This window comes from Verruconatronum alginivorum, from assembly GCF_056590205.1.
This window is the reverse complement of record NZ_JBWPVQ010000001.1, coordinates 101,226-118,749: the sequence shown is the minus strand read 5'-3', so window position 1 is coordinate 118,749 and position 17,524 is coordinate 101,226. Positions and strand designations below refer to the sequence as shown.

The 17,524-nt window shown below is 61.1% G+C and carries 9 protein-coding genes; 4 read left to right on the top strand and 5 right to left on the bottom strand.

The genetic code is table 11. From position 1 onward, the window contains the following. Positions 1-446: 446 nt before the first annotated feature. From ACWUI2_RS00300 to ACWUI2_RS00290, 3 genes are all read right to left on the bottom strand, one after another. Positions 447-2,480 (bottom strand): heparinase II/III domain-containing protein, encoded by a 2,034-nt coding sequence (locus ACWUI2_RS00300; protein WP_486980863.1) that lies wholly within the window; start codon positions 2,478-2,480, stop codon positions 447-449. Positions 2,481-2,578: 98 nt separating this feature from the next. Continuing rightward, positions 2,579-3,409, bottom strand: coding sequence for a sugar phosphate isomerase/epimerase family protein (locus ACWUI2_RS00295; RefSeq protein ID WP_486980862.1), 831 nt, complete (start codon positions 3,407-3,409; stop codon positions 2,579-2,581). Further along, entirely contained in the window at positions 3,393-4,409 is a 1,017-nt protein-coding gene (locus ACWUI2_RS00290; RefSeq protein ID WP_486980861.1) for a hydroxyacid dehydrogenase, read from the bottom strand. The genes ACWUI2_RS00295 and ACWUI2_RS00290 overlap by 17 nt, the downstream gene beginning before the upstream one ends. 78 nt (positions 4,410-4,487) lie before the next feature. Here ACWUI2_RS00290 and ACWUI2_RS00285 point away from each other — a divergent pair, with 78 nt between their 5' ends. The 3 genes from ACWUI2_RS00285 to ACWUI2_RS00275 all read left to right on the top strand — a co-directional run bounded on the left by ACWUI2_RS00285 (position 4,488) and on the right by ACWUI2_RS00275 (position 9,262). Then, on the top strand, positions 4,488-5,570 hold the full coding sequence (locus ACWUI2_RS00285; protein WP_486980860.1) for a LacI family DNA-binding transcriptional regulator: 1,083 nt from the start codon (positions 4,488-4,490) through the stop codon (positions 5,568-5,570). Between the two features lie 490 nt (positions 5,571-6,060). Further along, positions 6,061-6,822: an SDR family NAD(P)-dependent oxidoreductase gene (locus tag ACWUI2_RS00280; RefSeq protein WP_486980859.1), complete on the top strand. Its 762-nt coding sequence runs from the start codon at positions 6,061-6,063 to the stop codon at positions 6,820-6,822. A gap of 46 nt (positions 6,823-6,868) precedes the next feature. Further along, positions 6,869-9,262: a heparinase II/III domain-containing protein gene (locus ACWUI2_RS00275; RefSeq protein ID WP_486980858.1), complete on the top strand. Its 2,394-nt coding sequence runs from the start codon at positions 6,869-6,871 to the stop codon at positions 9,260-9,262. A 125-nt stretch (positions 9,263-9,387) separates the two neighbouring features. Here ACWUI2_RS00275 and ACWUI2_RS00270 read toward each other — a convergent pair whose 3' ends face one another. Next, on the bottom strand, positions 9,388-10,437 hold the full coding sequence (locus ACWUI2_RS00270; RefSeq protein WP_486980857.1) for a class I mannose-6-phosphate isomerase: 1,050 nt from the start codon (positions 10,435-10,437) through the stop codon (positions 9,388-9,390). A gap of 129 nt (positions 10,438-10,566) precedes the next feature. On the opposite strand from ACWUI2_RS00270, the gene ACWUI2_RS00265 reads away from it, so the two are divergent. After that, on the top strand, positions 10,567-12,603 hold the full coding sequence (locus ACWUI2_RS00265) for a LamG-like jellyroll fold domain-containing protein (RefSeq protein WP_486980856.1): 2,037 nt from the start codon (positions 10,567-10,569) through the stop codon (positions 12,601-12,603). 1,263 nt (positions 12,604-13,866) lie between these two features. On the opposite strand, the gene ACWUI2_RS00260 is transcribed toward ACWUI2_RS00265, so the two are convergent. Next, on the bottom strand, positions 13,867-17,466 hold the full coding sequence (locus ACWUI2_RS00260; RefSeq protein ID WP_486980855.1) for a DUF4955 domain-containing protein: 3,600 nt from the start codon (positions 17,464-17,466) through the stop codon (positions 13,867-13,869). Positions 17,467-17,524: the final 58 nt, after the last annotated feature.

Here is a 17,524-nt window from a genome sequence, read left to right as displayed (position 1 = left end):
GCAGCAATTGATTTGCGAGGTCGATTCGCCTGCGATGCTCGAAGGCCACGAAACATAATGGACCGAATCCCCAGTCCTTCGAGCTGGGCTATAGCATTAAAGCGATTTTCAAAAGTTTCCTGAGATTGCCGCCCGGAAGGAAACGGCGCGAAGACCGGCTAACTAATGCCGGAACCCCAACCTTCAACCGCTTGGCGAGTTGGAGTTCCGCATTTATGCGGTCTTTCCTTTACCGGTGGGATTTTCTCAGAGGATTTTGGAGAATCGCTGCGGCGCCACCCAATCGGTTTCGCCGAACCCGGGTGTTGGTAGCACCGAAGGTGCGGAATTCCACAGCCCAGTCCGAAGGGCTGGGTTTTTGGTTGGGGCGAGGGTGCTGCCTGAAGGGCAGCAATTGGTTTGCGGGGTCGATTCGCCTTCGATTGGTCGCCTTCGGCGAGGGGACTCTACCGGACCTCGATCCGGTTGTCGTCCAGCACGATTAGATCGGTCCGTCCGTCGGGCCGGGTGACTCGGATGCGCGACTGTCCGTCCGGCGTGGAATTTAGCCGGGAGAGTTGATCGAAACGGCGGTCAGGCCAGAGGACGGCCCAGACTTCGTGGCGGGTCGCCGCCGGCGTGGTAGCCGCGAAGTGGAATTGGTCCGTGTATCCGTCTTTCACGTACTGTGGCTCAACGGCGATCGGGAAACCGGTCCAGGATCGGGCGTTCCATGCGGATGGGCCATGAAGCTGGACGGCCAACGACGCTTTTTCCCGCTGGACCGTGGCGGTCCGGCGGTTGGCGGACCAGGTGATCGGGGCTTCGGCGTGCAACAGCCAGGAAATAGGGCGCGGTTCTTTGGTGTGCACGACATCGCGGATGACGAAGTAGCGGCGGTCGATCATGACGACGTCGCGGGTGGCCCGCAGGACGTTTGCTCCTTCGGGACCGGACTGGTAGGCTTCGGTGGCGTCGCCGGTGGTGATGGCGACGCGATCGTTTTGTCCGAACCGCGTGATTTTCCCTCGGGCCTCGGTGGTTTGGACCTCCTGTCCATGGCCGCCGATCAGGATGGCGTTTTTTGACCGGGTGTGACGGGTGTATCCGGCGTGGTGCGCGGACCGGTGGAACTCGCGGTAGCCGGAATTGATCGCGAGGTTTTCGCCGTAGGCATTGAGGATGAAGGCGTTTTGGTCGCCATGACTATGGCTGAAGGAGGCGTAGGGACTCGATTTGAAAGAGAGCATGATGTCGTTGTTCGCGTTGCCCAGTTCCGAATGCATGCTGACCCAGCCGATATCGCGGAAATGCCGGGCCTGGGGAAGATCGGTCAACGGCAGGGGATCCGGCATCGGTTCGAGGCTTTGTTGGAAATGGCGGATGAGGTGTTCCATTCCAGTCGGGTAGTTTCGTCCCAAATACAAACCTTGTCGAAGCAGGTGGTTGCGGGATCCGGGGTTGATTCGGGAGGCGGAGATCAGGTAGCCGTCCTGGAAGAGCCGACCGGCCCGTTCGAGGAACTGCGAGATCTGGGCCTGCATGTTGATTTTGCCCCGGACCGGGATGTCGCCGAATGAGGTCGCTTCGTATCGTTGGAGGAAGTAGGTCGGGAAGTATCCGGTCTCCCGCCAAAAGCTTCCGTTCCATGCCTCCGGGTGATCCAAGGCGAGCAAGGCATCCTGGAAGCGGCCGTGTTCGTTGAGGGCGCGCCAGTAGGCGACGCCTTCGGCCCAGCCCCCGTCTTCGCCGCCCCACGGGGTGAAGCTCTCGCGGTAGAAACGCACGGCCAAGGCGAACCAGTCGCGGGCTTCGGGAAGATCGTCCCACAAGGCCGCGCCGACCAATCCGGTCATCGAGATGAAACGGATCGGGTGGCTGGTGTGTGGCGGCGGAACGGTGTTCGGCCGGACGCGTTGGATGTCGTATTCCGCGAGCGATTCGAAGGCGCGATTGCCCCGGGCGCGGAAGGAGGCCAGGATCTTTTCGCGGTCGGTCTCCGACAGTTGATCCCGCACAAGGTCGTAGACCAAGGGGAGTTTCCGCCAGAGCCGGAAGTGGGCTTCGTCGTTGTAATCGACTCCGGTGGTGCCATTGGGATCCCAGCGGGAGGACTTGACCAGAAACTCCTGGGCCTTTTCAAGATAGCGTTCCTCTCCGGTGGCGACCCAAACGAGGGCGGCCGCTTCGGCGACCCCGGCGACCCAGCCGCAAGTGTCCTGGGCGGCGCGCCATGCGTTGATCTTGGCGGCGGTCCGGGCTTGGGGAGAGGAGTCGCCGAAGTGGGGAGGTTCTTCGGGAAACGGCCGATCCATCACCGCATCGAGTTCTTTCCGCATGCCCGCGAAGAAGTCGGCGCCTTCTCCGGTGAGAACGTATTCACGAAATGAATCCACTTGTCCGGGAAGGACCATCGTCCGCGGGTGTTCCGTCGGCATCTCCCAAGGAGAGCCCGAGAGTTGGGCGAGGGGAAGGAAAAGGATGAAGAGGAATTTTTTCATGATATGTCTGCGCGAAAGTGGCGGAGCCGTCCCGGATCCGCGCGGAGGTGAAAGGAGGTTGGAATGGTCGGCTCGGTTGGCGAACCAAACCGATTCGATTACCAGATTCCCGCGTCGCGGGCCGTTTGCAGGGCCTGTTCCAACGGGTCGAGATAGGGGTGCCAAAGTTTTTCCCATTCGATCGAAATCACTCCGGAATAACGGGCGATGGCGAGAAGGGAAGTGACCTCGGTCCACGGAAATTCACCCCGGCCGATGTGGACGTAGGTGAACGGATGGCGGGCGGATGGCTTGCTGATGCTGTCCTTCAAGTGAACATGGACGACCGACAGACCGATCTTCTTCCATGTTTCGCGCGGTGATTCGCCGGCGAGTTTCCATGTGTGATGGGTGTCCCAGATGATCGGGAGATCGTGGCCGGTTTTGTCGATCAACTGGAGGCATTCGTCGGAACCGGAGAAGGCGTCGTGGGTTTCCAGGGCCAGATCGGTTTTCCATCGGTTATCGGCCCGGACCTGACGCCACCAGGCGAGGTTGTCGCAGGCCCGGTCCCATTGAGCGGCGGTCACCGGTTCGCCCCATTTGCCGCCCCCGAACGCCCGGATATACGGAACGCCGATCCGCTCGGCCCAACGGGCGAACGCCTCCAGTTGGACGCGGTCGTCATCACCGGATTCGGTGAGCTTGAAGGAGCTGTTCAGTCCGACGATCTTGACCCCGCGGGCTTGGCAGATTGTGGCGGGATCGCGGCCTTCGCCGGCCATCCGGTCGAAAACCGCCGGCAAGTCGATGGAGTTCTCCACCGACCGGAGTTCAATGTGCGGACATTCCAGCCGGGCGGCCAGGTCGACCAGATTTTCCAAATTCATTTCGGGAGCCCCCATGGAAGAGAACCCCCAATGGAGCGTCGGTTTAGCTTGCACGGTCATAAATATCGAGAGTGACGACAGATTTGAGCGGTTGTTTGCCGAAATAGGCTTTCAAATTGTCGATCGCCCACGCACCGGCGTCGCGGCGGCGGTCGCGGGTCGGACCTCCGAGATGCGGCAGTAAGGTGACGTTCGGAAGGCCGCGGAGCGGATGGTCGGCGGGAAGGGGTTCGGTTTCGTAAACGTCGAGGGCGATCTGAAGATTTCCTTCGCGGGCGATCTTTAGTAGTGCCTCCTCGTCGACGACCGCGCCGCGTCCTACGTTGACGAATACGCCGTCGGCGGGAAGCCGCCGCAGGAGGGCTTCGTCGACGATGTGGTGATTGGCGGGAGTGTAAGGAGCGAGTTCGATCAGCACTTGCGACCAGTCGAAGAGGTTTTCAAGGGAAACGGCGCGGCCGACCCCGTGGCGTTGGAGAATTTCATCCGGCACGCTCGGGGAGAAGACCTGGATCTCGACGTTGAACGGTTTCAATAAGGGAACGAGGGCCTGGGCGATCGCTCCGAACCCGTGGATGCCGACGCGACGGCCGAACAGACTTTCGGTCACCGTTTGCCCGTTTTTCCACGCGCCTTCGCGGTGCATTGCCAAAGCCCAGTAGCTGGCGCGGCGCAAGGCGGAAAGCGTCAGCAACAAGGCGCATTCGGCGACGGTCTTGCTGATCGAATTGCCCCAGTTGGTCACCTGGAGGCCGTCTTGGACCAATTCCCGGGGAACCAGCTTCCGGACGGTCCCGGCCAGATGGCAGATGTAATGCGGCGGCTTCACTCCGTTATTAAAGAGAGCGGCCGGTAACGGCGGCGTTTTCCATGCCGTCACGATCACCTCCGGTTGAACCTGCTTCAGGCGGGCGGTCCATTCCTGGGAGTTGAGCGAGGCCGGGTCGATCTCATGGAAACCGGGCTGGCGGCGGAGCCAGTCGCCGGTTTCCCCCGGAAGAAATTCGTCCCATTCCTGGGGGGTGAGGACGGCCAAAATCCGTGGAGTAATAGTTTCCATGGCAGTTAATAATTATTAATAATCCTCTTGAATCAAGGGAAAATTCTTGGCAGCGTATAAATAATCAATACATCTTCCATGAAGTTGGCGCCACAAAAGCAGAAAGTTTCTCAACAAAAGATCGCCGCGGACCTCGGGGTTTCGCAGGCGCTGGTTTCGATGGTCCTGAACGGACGGAGCAAGGGGATCAATGCCGAGACCTACCGTCGGATCCGGGAGCACGCGGAGAGTCTCGGTTATACCCCGAAAGGGATGTTGATTCCGGAGAACGGGAATACTCCGCGTCCGACCCAGGTCGGCTTTGTGTTGCGGGCCGGATTGACACTTTACACCCAGAGCAATTTTTTCAGTCACGTGCAGCATGGTCTGCATGTTTTTCTGCAAAAGAACGGTTATTCGTCGCTTTTTCTCGGGACGGAGGAGACCTTGCCGGAAGACGATTTCGCCACGTTGCGCCAAGTGGGGCGGAATCTGTTGGGCATCGTGATCATGGGGGAGGTCAAGTTGCCGTTTCTCAAGCGGGTTCGCGAGCGATTTCCGCGTTTGGTGGCGGTTTCGGCGAGTTATCCGGGCTTTTGCCATTCGGTGTTGAGCAACGAGGCCCAAGCGGTCGACTTGCTGATCGAGCGGCTCTGCCAGGAGGGGCATCAGTCGTTTGCCTGGATTGGCGGAAATAAAGGGATGGGGCGACACGAGCAACGTTTCGCCGCCTTTCAAAGCGCTTTGCATACCTTTTGCGGGGAATGTCCACCGGAACAGATCGGCATCGAGAGGGAGGGGGACCGCCGGGACGGCCAAGCGGTTGCCCAGCGTTTCTTGGAACGCTTCGGGCGCGACAAGCTGCCGACCGCCTGGGTGGCTTATAACGGCTTGATGGCGCGGGGGGCGGTCAACTATCTGCTCGCCCGGCAAATCAAGATTCCTGAGGAAGTGAGCGTGGTGGCGGTCGACGGCACCCGGATTTGCGATGAGGAGGAGCCGGGCTTGACCGCCGCCTTTGCCGATCCGGAAAAGATGGGGGAGATCACCGGGAAGTTGTTGTTGCAAGCGACCGGCGAACCCGACGAAGTTTTCAGCGATGTGGTCCTTCCGGCGGGTCTGCACGTCCGCCAATCGAGCGGTCCGGCGCGGAATGCGACGCGGGGGCTGATCCGCATGTGAGACAGGCATTTCGCCTGTGCCCGTCTGAAGAGAGTGGAAGAACAGGCAGGAATGCCTGTCTCACGATACTCAGGCAGGAGTAACCACGGTTCATAAAAGGCCGAGAAGAAAATCCGGAATGCCTCCTCTGTAGTCGGGTTGGCTTCGCCGCCCGAACGCAGCGGCCGAGGACGATTAAACGGCTTCGATTTTCCGCGCGTCGAAGTTGGAGATCGACGATTCCGGGCATTCGAGCCCGCCGGAAAATAGGGCGGCAAAGCCAACCCCACTACTTTTTGGCCATGTTGCCCCGCCACTGGGAGGGATGGCATCCTGCTGTGCGCCGCCGGCGGCGGTCGTGGAAGAAGGTCGGCTGGAAGACAACCCTCCAATTGGTCGAGCAACCCCGCATGAACCGATAAGTTTTAGAGGAGGAAGCGGCAACTTCCAAACCGTCTTTAATAATTATTAATTGACCTCCGGGGTTTTACTTTTCTAGCATGGGATCACCATGGACAAGCTGCGAGGAAAGCGGGTGTTGATCACCGCCGCCGGACAAGGTTTGGGGCAGGCGATCGCCAATGAACTAGGGGAGCGGGGATGCGATTTGGCCCTGCATTATTTTTCCAGCGCGGATGGAGCCAAGGCTTGTCAGCGGGGGGTGCATGCCCGGAAGGGGCGATGCGAGGTCTTCCAGGCCGATCTCACCCGGGAACAGGAAGCGGTCGACATGGTCACGCGGGCGGTCGAGTTCCTCGGAGGCTTGGATATTTTGATCAACAACGCCGGCGATTTGGTGGCCCGGCGGACCGTAACCGAGATCGAAACGGAGTTTTGGGAAAGAAGTCTTTCGATCAATTTGACCTCGATGATGTGGGTCACCCGGACCGCGGTCCCGGCTTTGACGCAGGCCGGATCGGCCTCGATTGTAAACTTGTCTTCCCTTGCCGGACGAAAGGGAGGGCACGGAGGCTCGCTGGTTTATTCGACGGCGAAGGGGGCGGTGTTGACCTGGACCCGGGCGTTGGCCGCCGAACTCGGTCCCCAAGGCGTGCGGGTCAACGCGGTGGCGCCGGGCTTGATTCTCGGCACCCGATTCCATGCGACCCACACCACCAACGAATCAGCGGCGAAGACCATCGAGGGAATTCCCTTGGGCCGGGCCGGAACCGCGGAAGACGTCGCCCGGGCGGTGGCGTTTTTCGCGTCGGAGTACGACGGGTTCATCACCGGCACGACTTTGGACATCAACGGCGGCGTTTACTGCGCCTGAATTCTGAAAATCAACATCCGCGCATTCGCGCCAACGGAGAATTATCATGTACCTCTATCTTTCTCGATTCACCTTCCGCAATCTCGCCGGCGTTCTGCTGTCGGCGGGCTTGGTGGGGCAAGTCATCCTTTCGTCGGCATATGGACAGGGGGCGAATTACGAAACCTATACCGGTTGGGCGGTTCCGGAGGAGCCGGTTCTTCCCGAACGCGAGGTGCGTCCCTCGCTCTGGTTCGGGCCGGACGAGATCGACGACTTGCGGGCGCGGAAAGACGCCGACGATTACGCCCGCCGGTTGTGGCGGTTGATTTCCGGAAGTGAACATCTGACAATGGACCTGCCGGAAGTCGTCACCGCCTCTTCGCCGCGGCGGGCGATTCATCAGTATTACGGAACGATGTCGCGACTGGCCAAATACAACGGACTCCTGTCGATCCTCGCCGAGTCGGAGGCCGAGCGGGCACATTACCGGGGGCGGGCGATCGCGGCGTTGAAACGGTCTTACGACGGACCGATCTACGAACTCGATCCGACCCGGCCGAGCAGTCCGGTCGATGAAATCTACCGGGGCACCTGGGCGCAAAACTACGCCGCCGCCTATGATTGGGTGCAACCGTATTTGAGTCCGGAAGAGGACCGGGAAATTCGGTCGCGGTTGGTGCGGGAAGGAAACGCGATGGCGGAGAACCTTCATCATTGGGCGCCCCGTCCCCACAATCATTTGTCGAAACCGGCGTGGGGTCTCGGGAGTTTGGCCTTGGTCTTGGCGGAGGAACCGGAGGCCGAGCATTGGTTGCGGGAGGCGTTGCGCGCGGCGAACCAGAACACCCGTTATTTCTTCAGTGAAGACGGGATCTACCGGGAGGGCTCCCAGTATCTCATCTTTTCGTGGATCAATTTCGTCCCCTTTCTCTACCACTACCGGAACATCTCGGGCCAGGACCATTTTCCGTATTTCCAGCCGGCTTTCGAATGGGTGATCGCCGCCCGCAACGGTCGGGGTTGGTTGCCCAATTTGGAGGATTCATGGATCCGGCCGGGACCGACCCACATGGTCGCGGCCGCCTACCGCGATACGCCGACCCGGTTTCATTCGATCGCTCCGTTGGCGAACATCCTCCAATGGAATTTCGTGCACACCGACTTCAGTCCCTTCGAGCGGGAACGGGCGGAAAGCGGGTTCAACTATACCGGCGCCAGTTGGGATTACACCTTGGAAATCGACGAGTTCCTGACCTATGTTCCGGAGATCGAGCCGATCGCTCCGGACGTCTCTCCAAACGTCTTCCTGGAAGGTGGGCAAACCATCTTCCGCAGCGATTGGAGTTTCAACGACCCCCGTCACCGTTACCTCCTGTTCCATGGCGTGGCCGAGTCGGACAATCACAACCACCACGATCATCTCAGCTTCATCATTCAGGCGGAAAACCAAATGATGGCATCGGATTCCGGATACACTCGGGATAGTTACGGCGAACCGATCCGGTTGGGCTGGTACGCCACGGCGGAAGCCCATAACACCCTAACCATCGACGGTTGGCCCGCCCGGGATTTCGAGGAGAACCAAACGCCTCCTTCCCGCTACGAAATCGACACTCCCGCCTTCGCCTTTCAGGAGAAAGAAACGTTCTTCGCCCTCGGTCAAATCTGGCGCCGGGCGATCGCCTTCATTGGACAAGACTACTTCATCGTGGCCGACCGGGTCGAAGGTCCGGAAGCGCGGACCGCCGAAATTTACCTGCACGGCGGCCGCGGGGAAATGGAGGGAGAAGGGAACCGCCGGTCATGGAAATATTCGGAGGATGAATACGGTCTATCCGCCCGAATGACCGCATGGATCCTCGGCGACGGGATCGAACTCGACGACCGGGAGGGAGAGGTTTCCTATATCAAAGCAGATTACGCCAGTTACGGTTATGTGGCCGCGAAGCGCCGGGGGGAGGCGGTGGAGTTTCTCCAAGTGATCGTTCCCTTGTCCGCCGACAGGAAGGAGCCGGAGTTCACCGATCTGACCCGAGGGGAGCAGACCGGCGCCCGTATTCAAAAGGATGGGTTCGACGACACATTCTTGTTGCGGGGATCGACCGGCCGTTTGGAAGGAGGCCCTCTGGAAGCCGAAGCCGCGATGGCTTTTCTCCGCATCGGCAAAGGTCCGGCGGCCTGGGCGATTTGCGAAGGGACGGAGCTACGGGCTGATGGAACGCTCCTGTTCGCATCCGACCGACCGGTGACCGCGAGTGGATCGATGAAGGCGAACGGACGGAGTTATCGGATCGCGATCCATGGAGAGGAAGAGCCTTACCGCATCCGGTTCAAGGACCCCTCCGCCGGAGGACGACTCAACGCCTTCTTCCGCGGCGAACGAATTGAGGTTCAAGACCGCGACGGCGGCATCACCGCCGACCTCCAAGGCAGCGGCGATTTGGTCGTCACCTGGTGAGCCGCACCGGTCCCAAAGTGGCGGAGGCGTCCCGCGGGCATGGAAAGTGGCAGAGGCGTCCCGCCTCCGTGTGCCGGGCATCACGTGGGTACTGCACTGAGGCGGGACGCCTCTCCCACTTCGGGCTACCGCGTCGGCGGTAGGGCGAGGAGGATTTCCCACTCTCCTGCGCCGGACGGCTTCCAATCCCATTTGGACGCGGAGAAAGGGAGGAACGACACGTCACCCGTCCGGGCGGGTCGGCCGGAGAGACTTCCCTCGCCGCGGACCAAAATCGCCACCGTCGGCTCGCCGCCTGACCACGCGGCGGGACCGCTCCCACTGATCCGTCGCAACCGGAAGAATCCGTGCCATTTCGGCGCGATGATTTCTTCGCGGATCCAGGACGGTCCCTTCTCGATCAGGCGGGGCGTCTGGCGAAAAACGGCGTCGATGTCGGCGGGGGCATAGCGGCGGTAGTCGAACATTTCCAGGCACTCCTCCGGCTGGAGCCCCATCCAGCGGGCCGACTCGGGAAGCTGGTAACCTCCGGCCTCCCACTCGCAGCGGACCACCCAGTCGCTCGGCTCCTGCAACTCGATCATGAAAATCCCTTCGCCGATGGCATGAGGGATGCCGGCCGGCACCATGAAACAGTCGCCCGGCTTGACCGGGATCCGGTCGAAACAGGCCCGCATCGCGGCGCGGTCTTGGTTCTGGACCATTTGCAGCCAATCGGCCGGGGCGGGCGGGTGCTGAAACCCCAGATGGACGTAGGCCTCCGGGCTCCGGGTCTCGAGCACGTACCAGCATTCCGTCTTCCCGTAGTCGCTGCCGAATTTGCGGCGGGCGAAATCACGGTCGGGATGGGCTTGGATATGGAGCCGCACGGCGGAATCGAGCAACTTGATCAACGCTCCAAACGAATCGCGCCCCGTTCCAAGCATTGCCTCGGCCTGTTCCCTCAGGAAATCGGTCCAGAGCATCGTTTTCCCGTCGACTTCGACGCGGCTGATTCCCTCCGACGGATCGTCGCGGCCCGGGTTGCGGGCGGTGACCGAGGACGCCAGCCAATCCTCGGGGAAATGATCGTCGGCCGGCCGACTCGCGGCCTGGCGGAAATCCCTCAGGCGGGACCCGCCGGTGTAACTGCGCCAGACGAAATTCGGAGGGAGGGGGATCGGGTGTGAATTCATTTTAATCAGAAATTAATTTATAATTATCAATTATTCATTGACGAGAACGCCTTCCTTTGCCAGAAAAAACGGAGAAACATGGAAATTCCGAGGGATTTCCGCACGCGAAAACCAAACCCGACATTGCCCATGAAGACCCTTCCTTACCTTTCCGGCCTAGTGGCCGGAGCGATGCTCGCCGCCGTTTCGGCCGGTGCGATGAGCGAATATCAGAACGCGGTGCTCTCGCACCAGCCGACCCATTACTGGACCTTCGACGGAACCTTGCAGAATTTTGGTACGGCCGGCGAGGCGACTTTGGTGCATCTCGCGCCGGAAGAGGTCGACTTGATTTTTGGCGAAGACTTTTTCCAGAACGCGGCATCGGCGTGGGAAATCCGTTCGCACGAGGAGGCGTTGATGCTGTCAAGCGACCCGGTCAGCGGCGGTGGCTCCGGTCCCGACGAAAACGCCGAAGCCACTGGATCGTTGACAATGCTGTTCCGGACTCCGGCGTCGACGACATTTGGAGGGCAGCGTTTCATTTTTTCACAGGGGGACGCAACAGGGCCCAATAATGCCTTCAGTCTCTTTTTCGAGAACAACACTAATTCCGATCCGAATAGTCTGAAGATGCGGTTGGGGAATAACACCCGGGTGGTTCAGCCTGCTTCTTACTTCAAACCGAATACCTGGTATTTCTTCGCGTTGACTTGGAACGAAGCCCGCAACACTCCGGAAGCGTTCTGGCACATTGGCGAATTGGGCCAGGAGTTGTCGTCCGCCGGTCATGACATCGCCAATCAGGCGGTTGTCGGAAACCAAGGCTCGTTCTACATTGGCAATCGGTCCGGCGAACCGCGCACTTCCGGTTTCCGGAACCCTGATGAACCGGCCCGGATCGACGAGTTCGCCTTGTACGATTATGAGCTATCGCCACAGCAAATCGAAGAACAATTCGCCCTCGCTTCGGCTCTGCCACCCCCTCCCCCGACGGATGGAATGAAGTATTTCCAGGAGGTCGTAGTTGATCATGGTCCCGCCTACTACTGGCAACTCGACGGAGATTTGACAAATGCTGGTTCGGCTGGGACCGCAACCCTGGCGGCGGTCGGTACCGGTGGCTCTTTCACATGGGACCTATTTGGCGCACCCGAGGCGGCCTATCAATTCGCTAATACATCCGACGGTCTGCGGGCCGCATTCGATCCGATGCCTGATAGTGGTGGTTGGTTTCGCGATGAGAATGCCACGGGCATTGGGTCGGTCGGTTTCATTTTCCGGGCACCCGAGACATTGGTGTTCGGAGGCCAACGTTTCCTTTTCGCGCAAGGTAACTCGACCGGCGACGGGAACGCCTTTGCCCTATTCTTCGAAAACAATAACAACAATCCTCCGAATAGCCTGAAATTGCGAATCGGCAACACCACTCAGGCTATCGCGGAGGCGCATGAGTTGACAGGTGGTGAATGGTATTATTTTGCCGTGACATGGGATGAGGCTCGTAATGACGGCGAGGTCAATTGGCACCTGGGTGAGGTGGGTGGAGAGTTGATGAGTGGAGTTATCGATATCGCGAATGACGCGGTGGTCGGTGATGCCAGTCATTTTATCCTGGGAAACAATCTCGGGATGAACAACGCCTTTCGAAATCCGAGTGGTGACGTCGGAATCATTGACGAGTTTGCCATCTATCATTTCGAGCTCTCCCCGGAGCAAATCGCCGAGCAGTTTCTGTCTTTGACGGACGTCTTGAGCGGGCCTGACTTGTCGCCGATCGAGCAGTGGCGCGAACTGCATTTCGGGACCACCGCCAATGAAGGCGATGCCGCCGACGGGGCCGATCCGAGTGGCGACGGAGTGCGCAATCTGTTGAAATACGCCCTCGGCCTCGATCCGAACGAAGCGTCGCGTGCGGCGGTCGACGGTTGGAATCCCGGATTGCCGTCGGCATCGGTGGCGATGATCGAAGGGGATGCGCACCTGGTGCTGACCTATCACCGCGACACCACGAAAACCGAGATCACCTACGCGGTCGAAGCCGGTTCGAATCTCGTCGGATGGAGCACCGACGAAGTGGTCGACGTAGTAGTCGCCACGGAAGGAAGCCTCGAACTCCGAGAGGCCCGAATCCCGTTGGATGGAAGCCGCGGATTTCTTCGGTTGTCGGTTTCCCGGACCGAGTAAGATCCGTATTCAAAATTGTAATCAAACAAGCCGCGTCCGGAATCCCGGGCGCGGCTTTGTTGTGGATAAAGGCCGACCTTTTGTTGGAGTTCCGCATTCATGCGGTCGCTGCATGAGTTCCGGGGAGGGACCAGCTCCGTCTGGTCCGCGGGGAGGCGTGATCGGCTTGATGCTCGGCACGGAGCTGGGACGGCCCCGCCACTTTGGGCTCATACGCCAACGGCGTTTCGTCCTCCAGCCCAAGGTTGCCGCGCGAATGCGGGGCTACCTTGGGTCTCGGTCGCGAGACAATCTACCTCGAAGAGGTTGCGCCCTGGCCTTCGGGCGATGGTGGCTTGAACGCGGGCGGAACCGCGTTGCGGTTCGTGGCCTCGGGTATCGTTCCCAGGGTAGGCCTCGTTTCCCTCAGCTCAACCCTGGGCTGGAGGGCGTAAGCCCGTTGGGCTATGGGACCTTGGTTCCGGCGTGGCAGGGCCTCTCGTCTCAGCACGTGGATTTCGCGGAAGGGACCAGCTCCGTCGGGTCCGCGGGAGAGGCGTGATCGTCGGCACGGAGCTGGGACGGTCCCGCCACATTGGGTTTATACGCCAACGGCGTTTCGTCCTCCAGCCCAAGGTTGCCGCGCGAATGCGGGGCTACCTTGGGTTTCGGTCGCGAGACAATCTACCTCGAAGAGGTTGCGCCCCGGCCTTCGGGCGATGGTGGCTTGAACGCGGGCGGAACCGCGTTGCGGTTCGTGGCCTCGGGTATCGTTCCCCAGGGTAGGCCTCGTTTCCCTCGGCTCAACCCTGGGCTGGAGGGCGTAAGCCCGTTGGGCTATGGGGACCTTGGTTCCGGCGTGGCAGGGCCTCTCGGCTCAGCACGTGGATTTCGCGGGCGGAACCGCGTTGCGGTTCTTGGCCTCGGGTATCGTTCCCCAGGGTAGGCCTCGTTTCCCTCGGCTCAACCCTGGGCTGGAAGGCGTAAGCCCGTTGGGCTATGGGGACCTTGGTTCCGGCGTGGCAGGGCCTCTCGGCTCAACCCTGGGCTGGAGGGCGTTAGCCCGTTTGGCTATGGGACCTTGGTTCCGGCGTGGCAGGGCCTCTCGGCTCAACCCTGGGCTGGAAGGCGTAAGCCCGCTGGGCTATGGGGACCTTGGTTCCGGCGTGGCAGGGCCACTCGTCTCAGCACGTGGATTTCGCGGAAGGGACCAGCTCCGTCTGGTCCGCGGGAGAGGCGTAATCGTCCTAATGCTCGGCACGGAGCCGGGACGGCCCTGCGTCGCTACTCGGTCCAGCGGATGCGGAGGCGGAGGAATTCGCGGGTTTTGCCGGACGATTCTGTTGCCGGATACACGTGCACTGTTTCATGGTCCGCGTTCGTTCCGGCGAAGACCTTCCATTCGCCGGAGGTTTCTTTCCATTCGATCAGATTGTCCGATTTCTCCAAGGTATACTCGACATTGCGAAATCCGATCGGCCGGTCGAACCGTAGGCCGAAGCGGTCGGCGCCGGGATCGGTGGCGATACGGACATGCGTCGCCGTCGACGTCTGCGTCGGCGGCAACGCCAGTGCGTAATAATAAAAATTGGGTCGACCGCCGACGCCGGATGTCACCGGTCCGCTGATACGGTCGTCGTAGCGGGCCGTCCCGGAAAAATGGAGCTCCCGCCACGCGCCGTAGGAACCGGGAAGGATGATGCCGGCGTGAGCGAACTCCGCCCGGGTGAGCCGGCCGTCGCGACGACTGGTCGCGGCGAAGCCGACGAAAAGAGGTTCGCCGGACGGAAACGTAATCGGTTCGCCGAATTCCGTCCACGGTTCGTTAACGTTGGCCCGGTGGAGCGCGCGGATTGTGTCGCCCGACCGCTCGACTCGAATCCACCGGGGAACCGTCAGGCCTTCCTCGCGAAGGCTCACTGTGGGGCCGCCGTCGGTTGCCCGGATCTGGCGGGTCAAACCTTGGGCGGAGGTCAGGCCGAAAAAGAGATTGGAGGCGTCCGGCGCCAGGGAGGAACGGATCATGATTCCTCCCTTGGTGAAAAGATCCTTTTCCCGCAGGGAACGGAGTTCCGCTTCGACCGTGAAGTCGCCTTCGACCGTTCGCCGCAGGAAATGGAAGGCGTCGGCGTTCCCCCAGATGTCCGATCCGGACGCTTCGAGGATGTATCCGTTGGTTGGATGTTTCCAGGCCGAGCCTTCCGCTTCAGGCTCGCCAACATCACTCCATTCCCACGGGGCGCCGGGGTCGGCCACCACTTCGACCCGGACATCGGTCCACGCTTGGAAATCGCCCGAGGTGGCCGTGAGTCGGATGCGGTGGAGACCGGGTTGCGAGAAGGTCAAAACCGGTTCCAGCGTTTCCGTTCCCTGGAGCCCGGCGTCGCCCGGAGATTCGACGATTTCCCAGGCAAAGTCGATTTCGCTTCCAGCGGGAAGACCGAGATCCTCGATGGCACCGCTCAACTGGAGGGGGCCGTCGCCCAGTCGCGCCCGCCCCGATGGTCCGGCCTCGAGGTGCATCCGGCCGAGGCGGTATTGCAGTTGGGCTTCGAAAAGGGAGGCCGGGCGGACGCGGCGTCCGAACGATTCGTTGACGGCGACCTTGGAGGATTCGTCGAGAAAGGTGACTGCGTTGTCGGCGGTGAAACCGACGAACGACGGCAGGGCGAAGGTGTGGCTGTTGCGGCGGTTGACGCTCCAGAAATCGTAGACCTGTTCGTGGTCCGACCGGTGGGCGAAATTCCAGAAAACCAGGTCCCGGCCATGGTGCGGATAGCTGACCAGCGGACCGCCGTTGCCAGCGAGAATGCCTCCTTGGATGTCGTCGAAGAGAGTGGCGTAGGGGGTGCCGGAGTGGCTGTCCATTCGTTGGTCGACCCGCATCTCGTGGCGAAGGTAAACGGTGCCCGCCCCGGAGTAGCCGAGTCCCGGACCGTGGAATTGTCCGGCTTCGTCGACGCAATCGTGGATCAGGATGCCGTAGCCCCGGCGGGTGTGGATCGACATGTGTCCCTGTTTCCCGGTGAATCGGACGTTGCGCACGGTGATCGCGGCGCAGCTGTCGAAGTAGAGTCCTTGGCTCCAATGGCGGAGTTCCAGATCCTGTATCCAACTGTTGCCGACATTCTCGAACCGGATGGCGTTCCAGGCGTAGTCGTGAAAATCGTTTTTGTGATGGTCGAAACGCTCCGGAGAGCTGTCCCAGTTTCCCCGAAACCGAATTCCTTCGATCCCGACTTCCTCGATGTAGGAGAAGCGGCGGAGGACGAACGGAGTCTCGGTCTGGGGAATCGAGAAGTGGAGCGGTTCGCGGAAGAAGACAGTGTTTCCCTCGACTCGGTCGACGGTGTGGATCTCGCGGATCACCAGGCCTTGGTCGTGGAGGCGTTCCCATTCTGGTGGCGGAGGGGCGAGGGGGGCGAAATAGTCGTCGACGATTTCGGTTCCGGTGTAGGCGATCAACACCCGGAGACCTTCGGTGAGCTGGGCGGGGTTGCTCACCGAAACGGCATACGACCCGCGGGGGGCGGGAGCGGTGATGGAGGCGAGAGTCGGGCTGCTTACCGACGGCGGAGCGACTCGGAACATGTAACCGGCGATATGCTCCTTTCGCTCGACCTGGTGGATTACCGTGCCGTCGTCGCCCGTGCCGCTGCCGCGGAGGATGATGTTGCTCGAAGAGATCCGGATTCCCTCGGTGACTTCTTCGCCGACCTCGGCGACCGGGCTGACGAGGAAGCGTCCCGGGGGGAAGAAAACGATTCCGCCCCCGGCGGCTTCGGCGGCATCGATCGCGGCCTGAATGGCGTCGTCGTCGAATGCGTCGTCGTCCGGGATGGCGCCGAAGTCGCTGACGTCGAAACGGGGCAGGTCGTCCCGGCGCGGGACCTCTTTTTCCGAATAATGATAACCGGCGTAGGAGAAATCGGGCAGGGTGGGGATTTCTCCGGCTTCACGGGCCGCCAGGAAGTCGAGCCAAAGCGGTGCGACGATCGGTTCGGCGGGAGTCGCGAGGGAGGTCACCCGGATTTCGTCGATCAGAAAATCGATCCCGGTTCGATCGAGCGCGTTGCCGGTCATGAGACCGAACTTGCCGAGTTCGTCGGCGATTGGCTGGCCATTTTCATCGCTGCGGAAGCCGCGGTTGAGATCGAGGGGGGCGTCGTTGAGAAACACGTCGAACGAGTGGGCCGACAAGACGCGGCCGCTGCCGTCGGGTCCTTGGTAGGGCAGGGCGGAGGAACCGTGGTTGGCGACCATCGATAATGTGTGGACGCCGGTCGAGGCGAACGGTTCGAACGGTTGGAAATCGGTCGTGCCGGTTCCGGCCACTCGATAGGTGCCGTCGTTGAACAAACGGACTTCTACGGCGCGGGCGAGGTGGGTGTGCAACGTCTGCCCCTCGGCGGCCGCACCCATCGAGACATGGAGGCCGGCGTGTTCATGGGAGCGTTCGATGGGGACGGAACGGCGGAAAACGATCTCCAGTCGGATCAGGCCGGGCGGTTCGCCCGGCGGCAGGGAGAAGGTTTGCTCGAGGTTGGCCCGGTCGGCGGAGGTCGTTCCGCTGGCGTAGTCGTAGAGCCTGAGGGAGCGATGCCCGATCGACGGCGCCGGCGACGAGGCGGGGCCGACGATCACCGCGCCGACCGGTCCGTTTTCATTGGCCGGGGCCGGAATCGGATCGGTTGCTCCCCGGTTCCCCCCGAGCGGTCGGACGGCGGTGAAGTTGGTCGGTCGCTGGCCGGCGGAGAAGCCGTCAAAGGTCTCGTGGAAGAGAACGGTTTCGGCGGGATTGGACGGCTCGGCCACCGTGCGGGAGGCCATCGATCCCGCCAGCACGGAGCTGGCGAGAACCAGGAGAAGGGTCGAATGTCGCATTGATTATATTGCCGGTTGAGCCCGGTTCCACGCTGCTTGATTTTGCGTATCTTTTGCT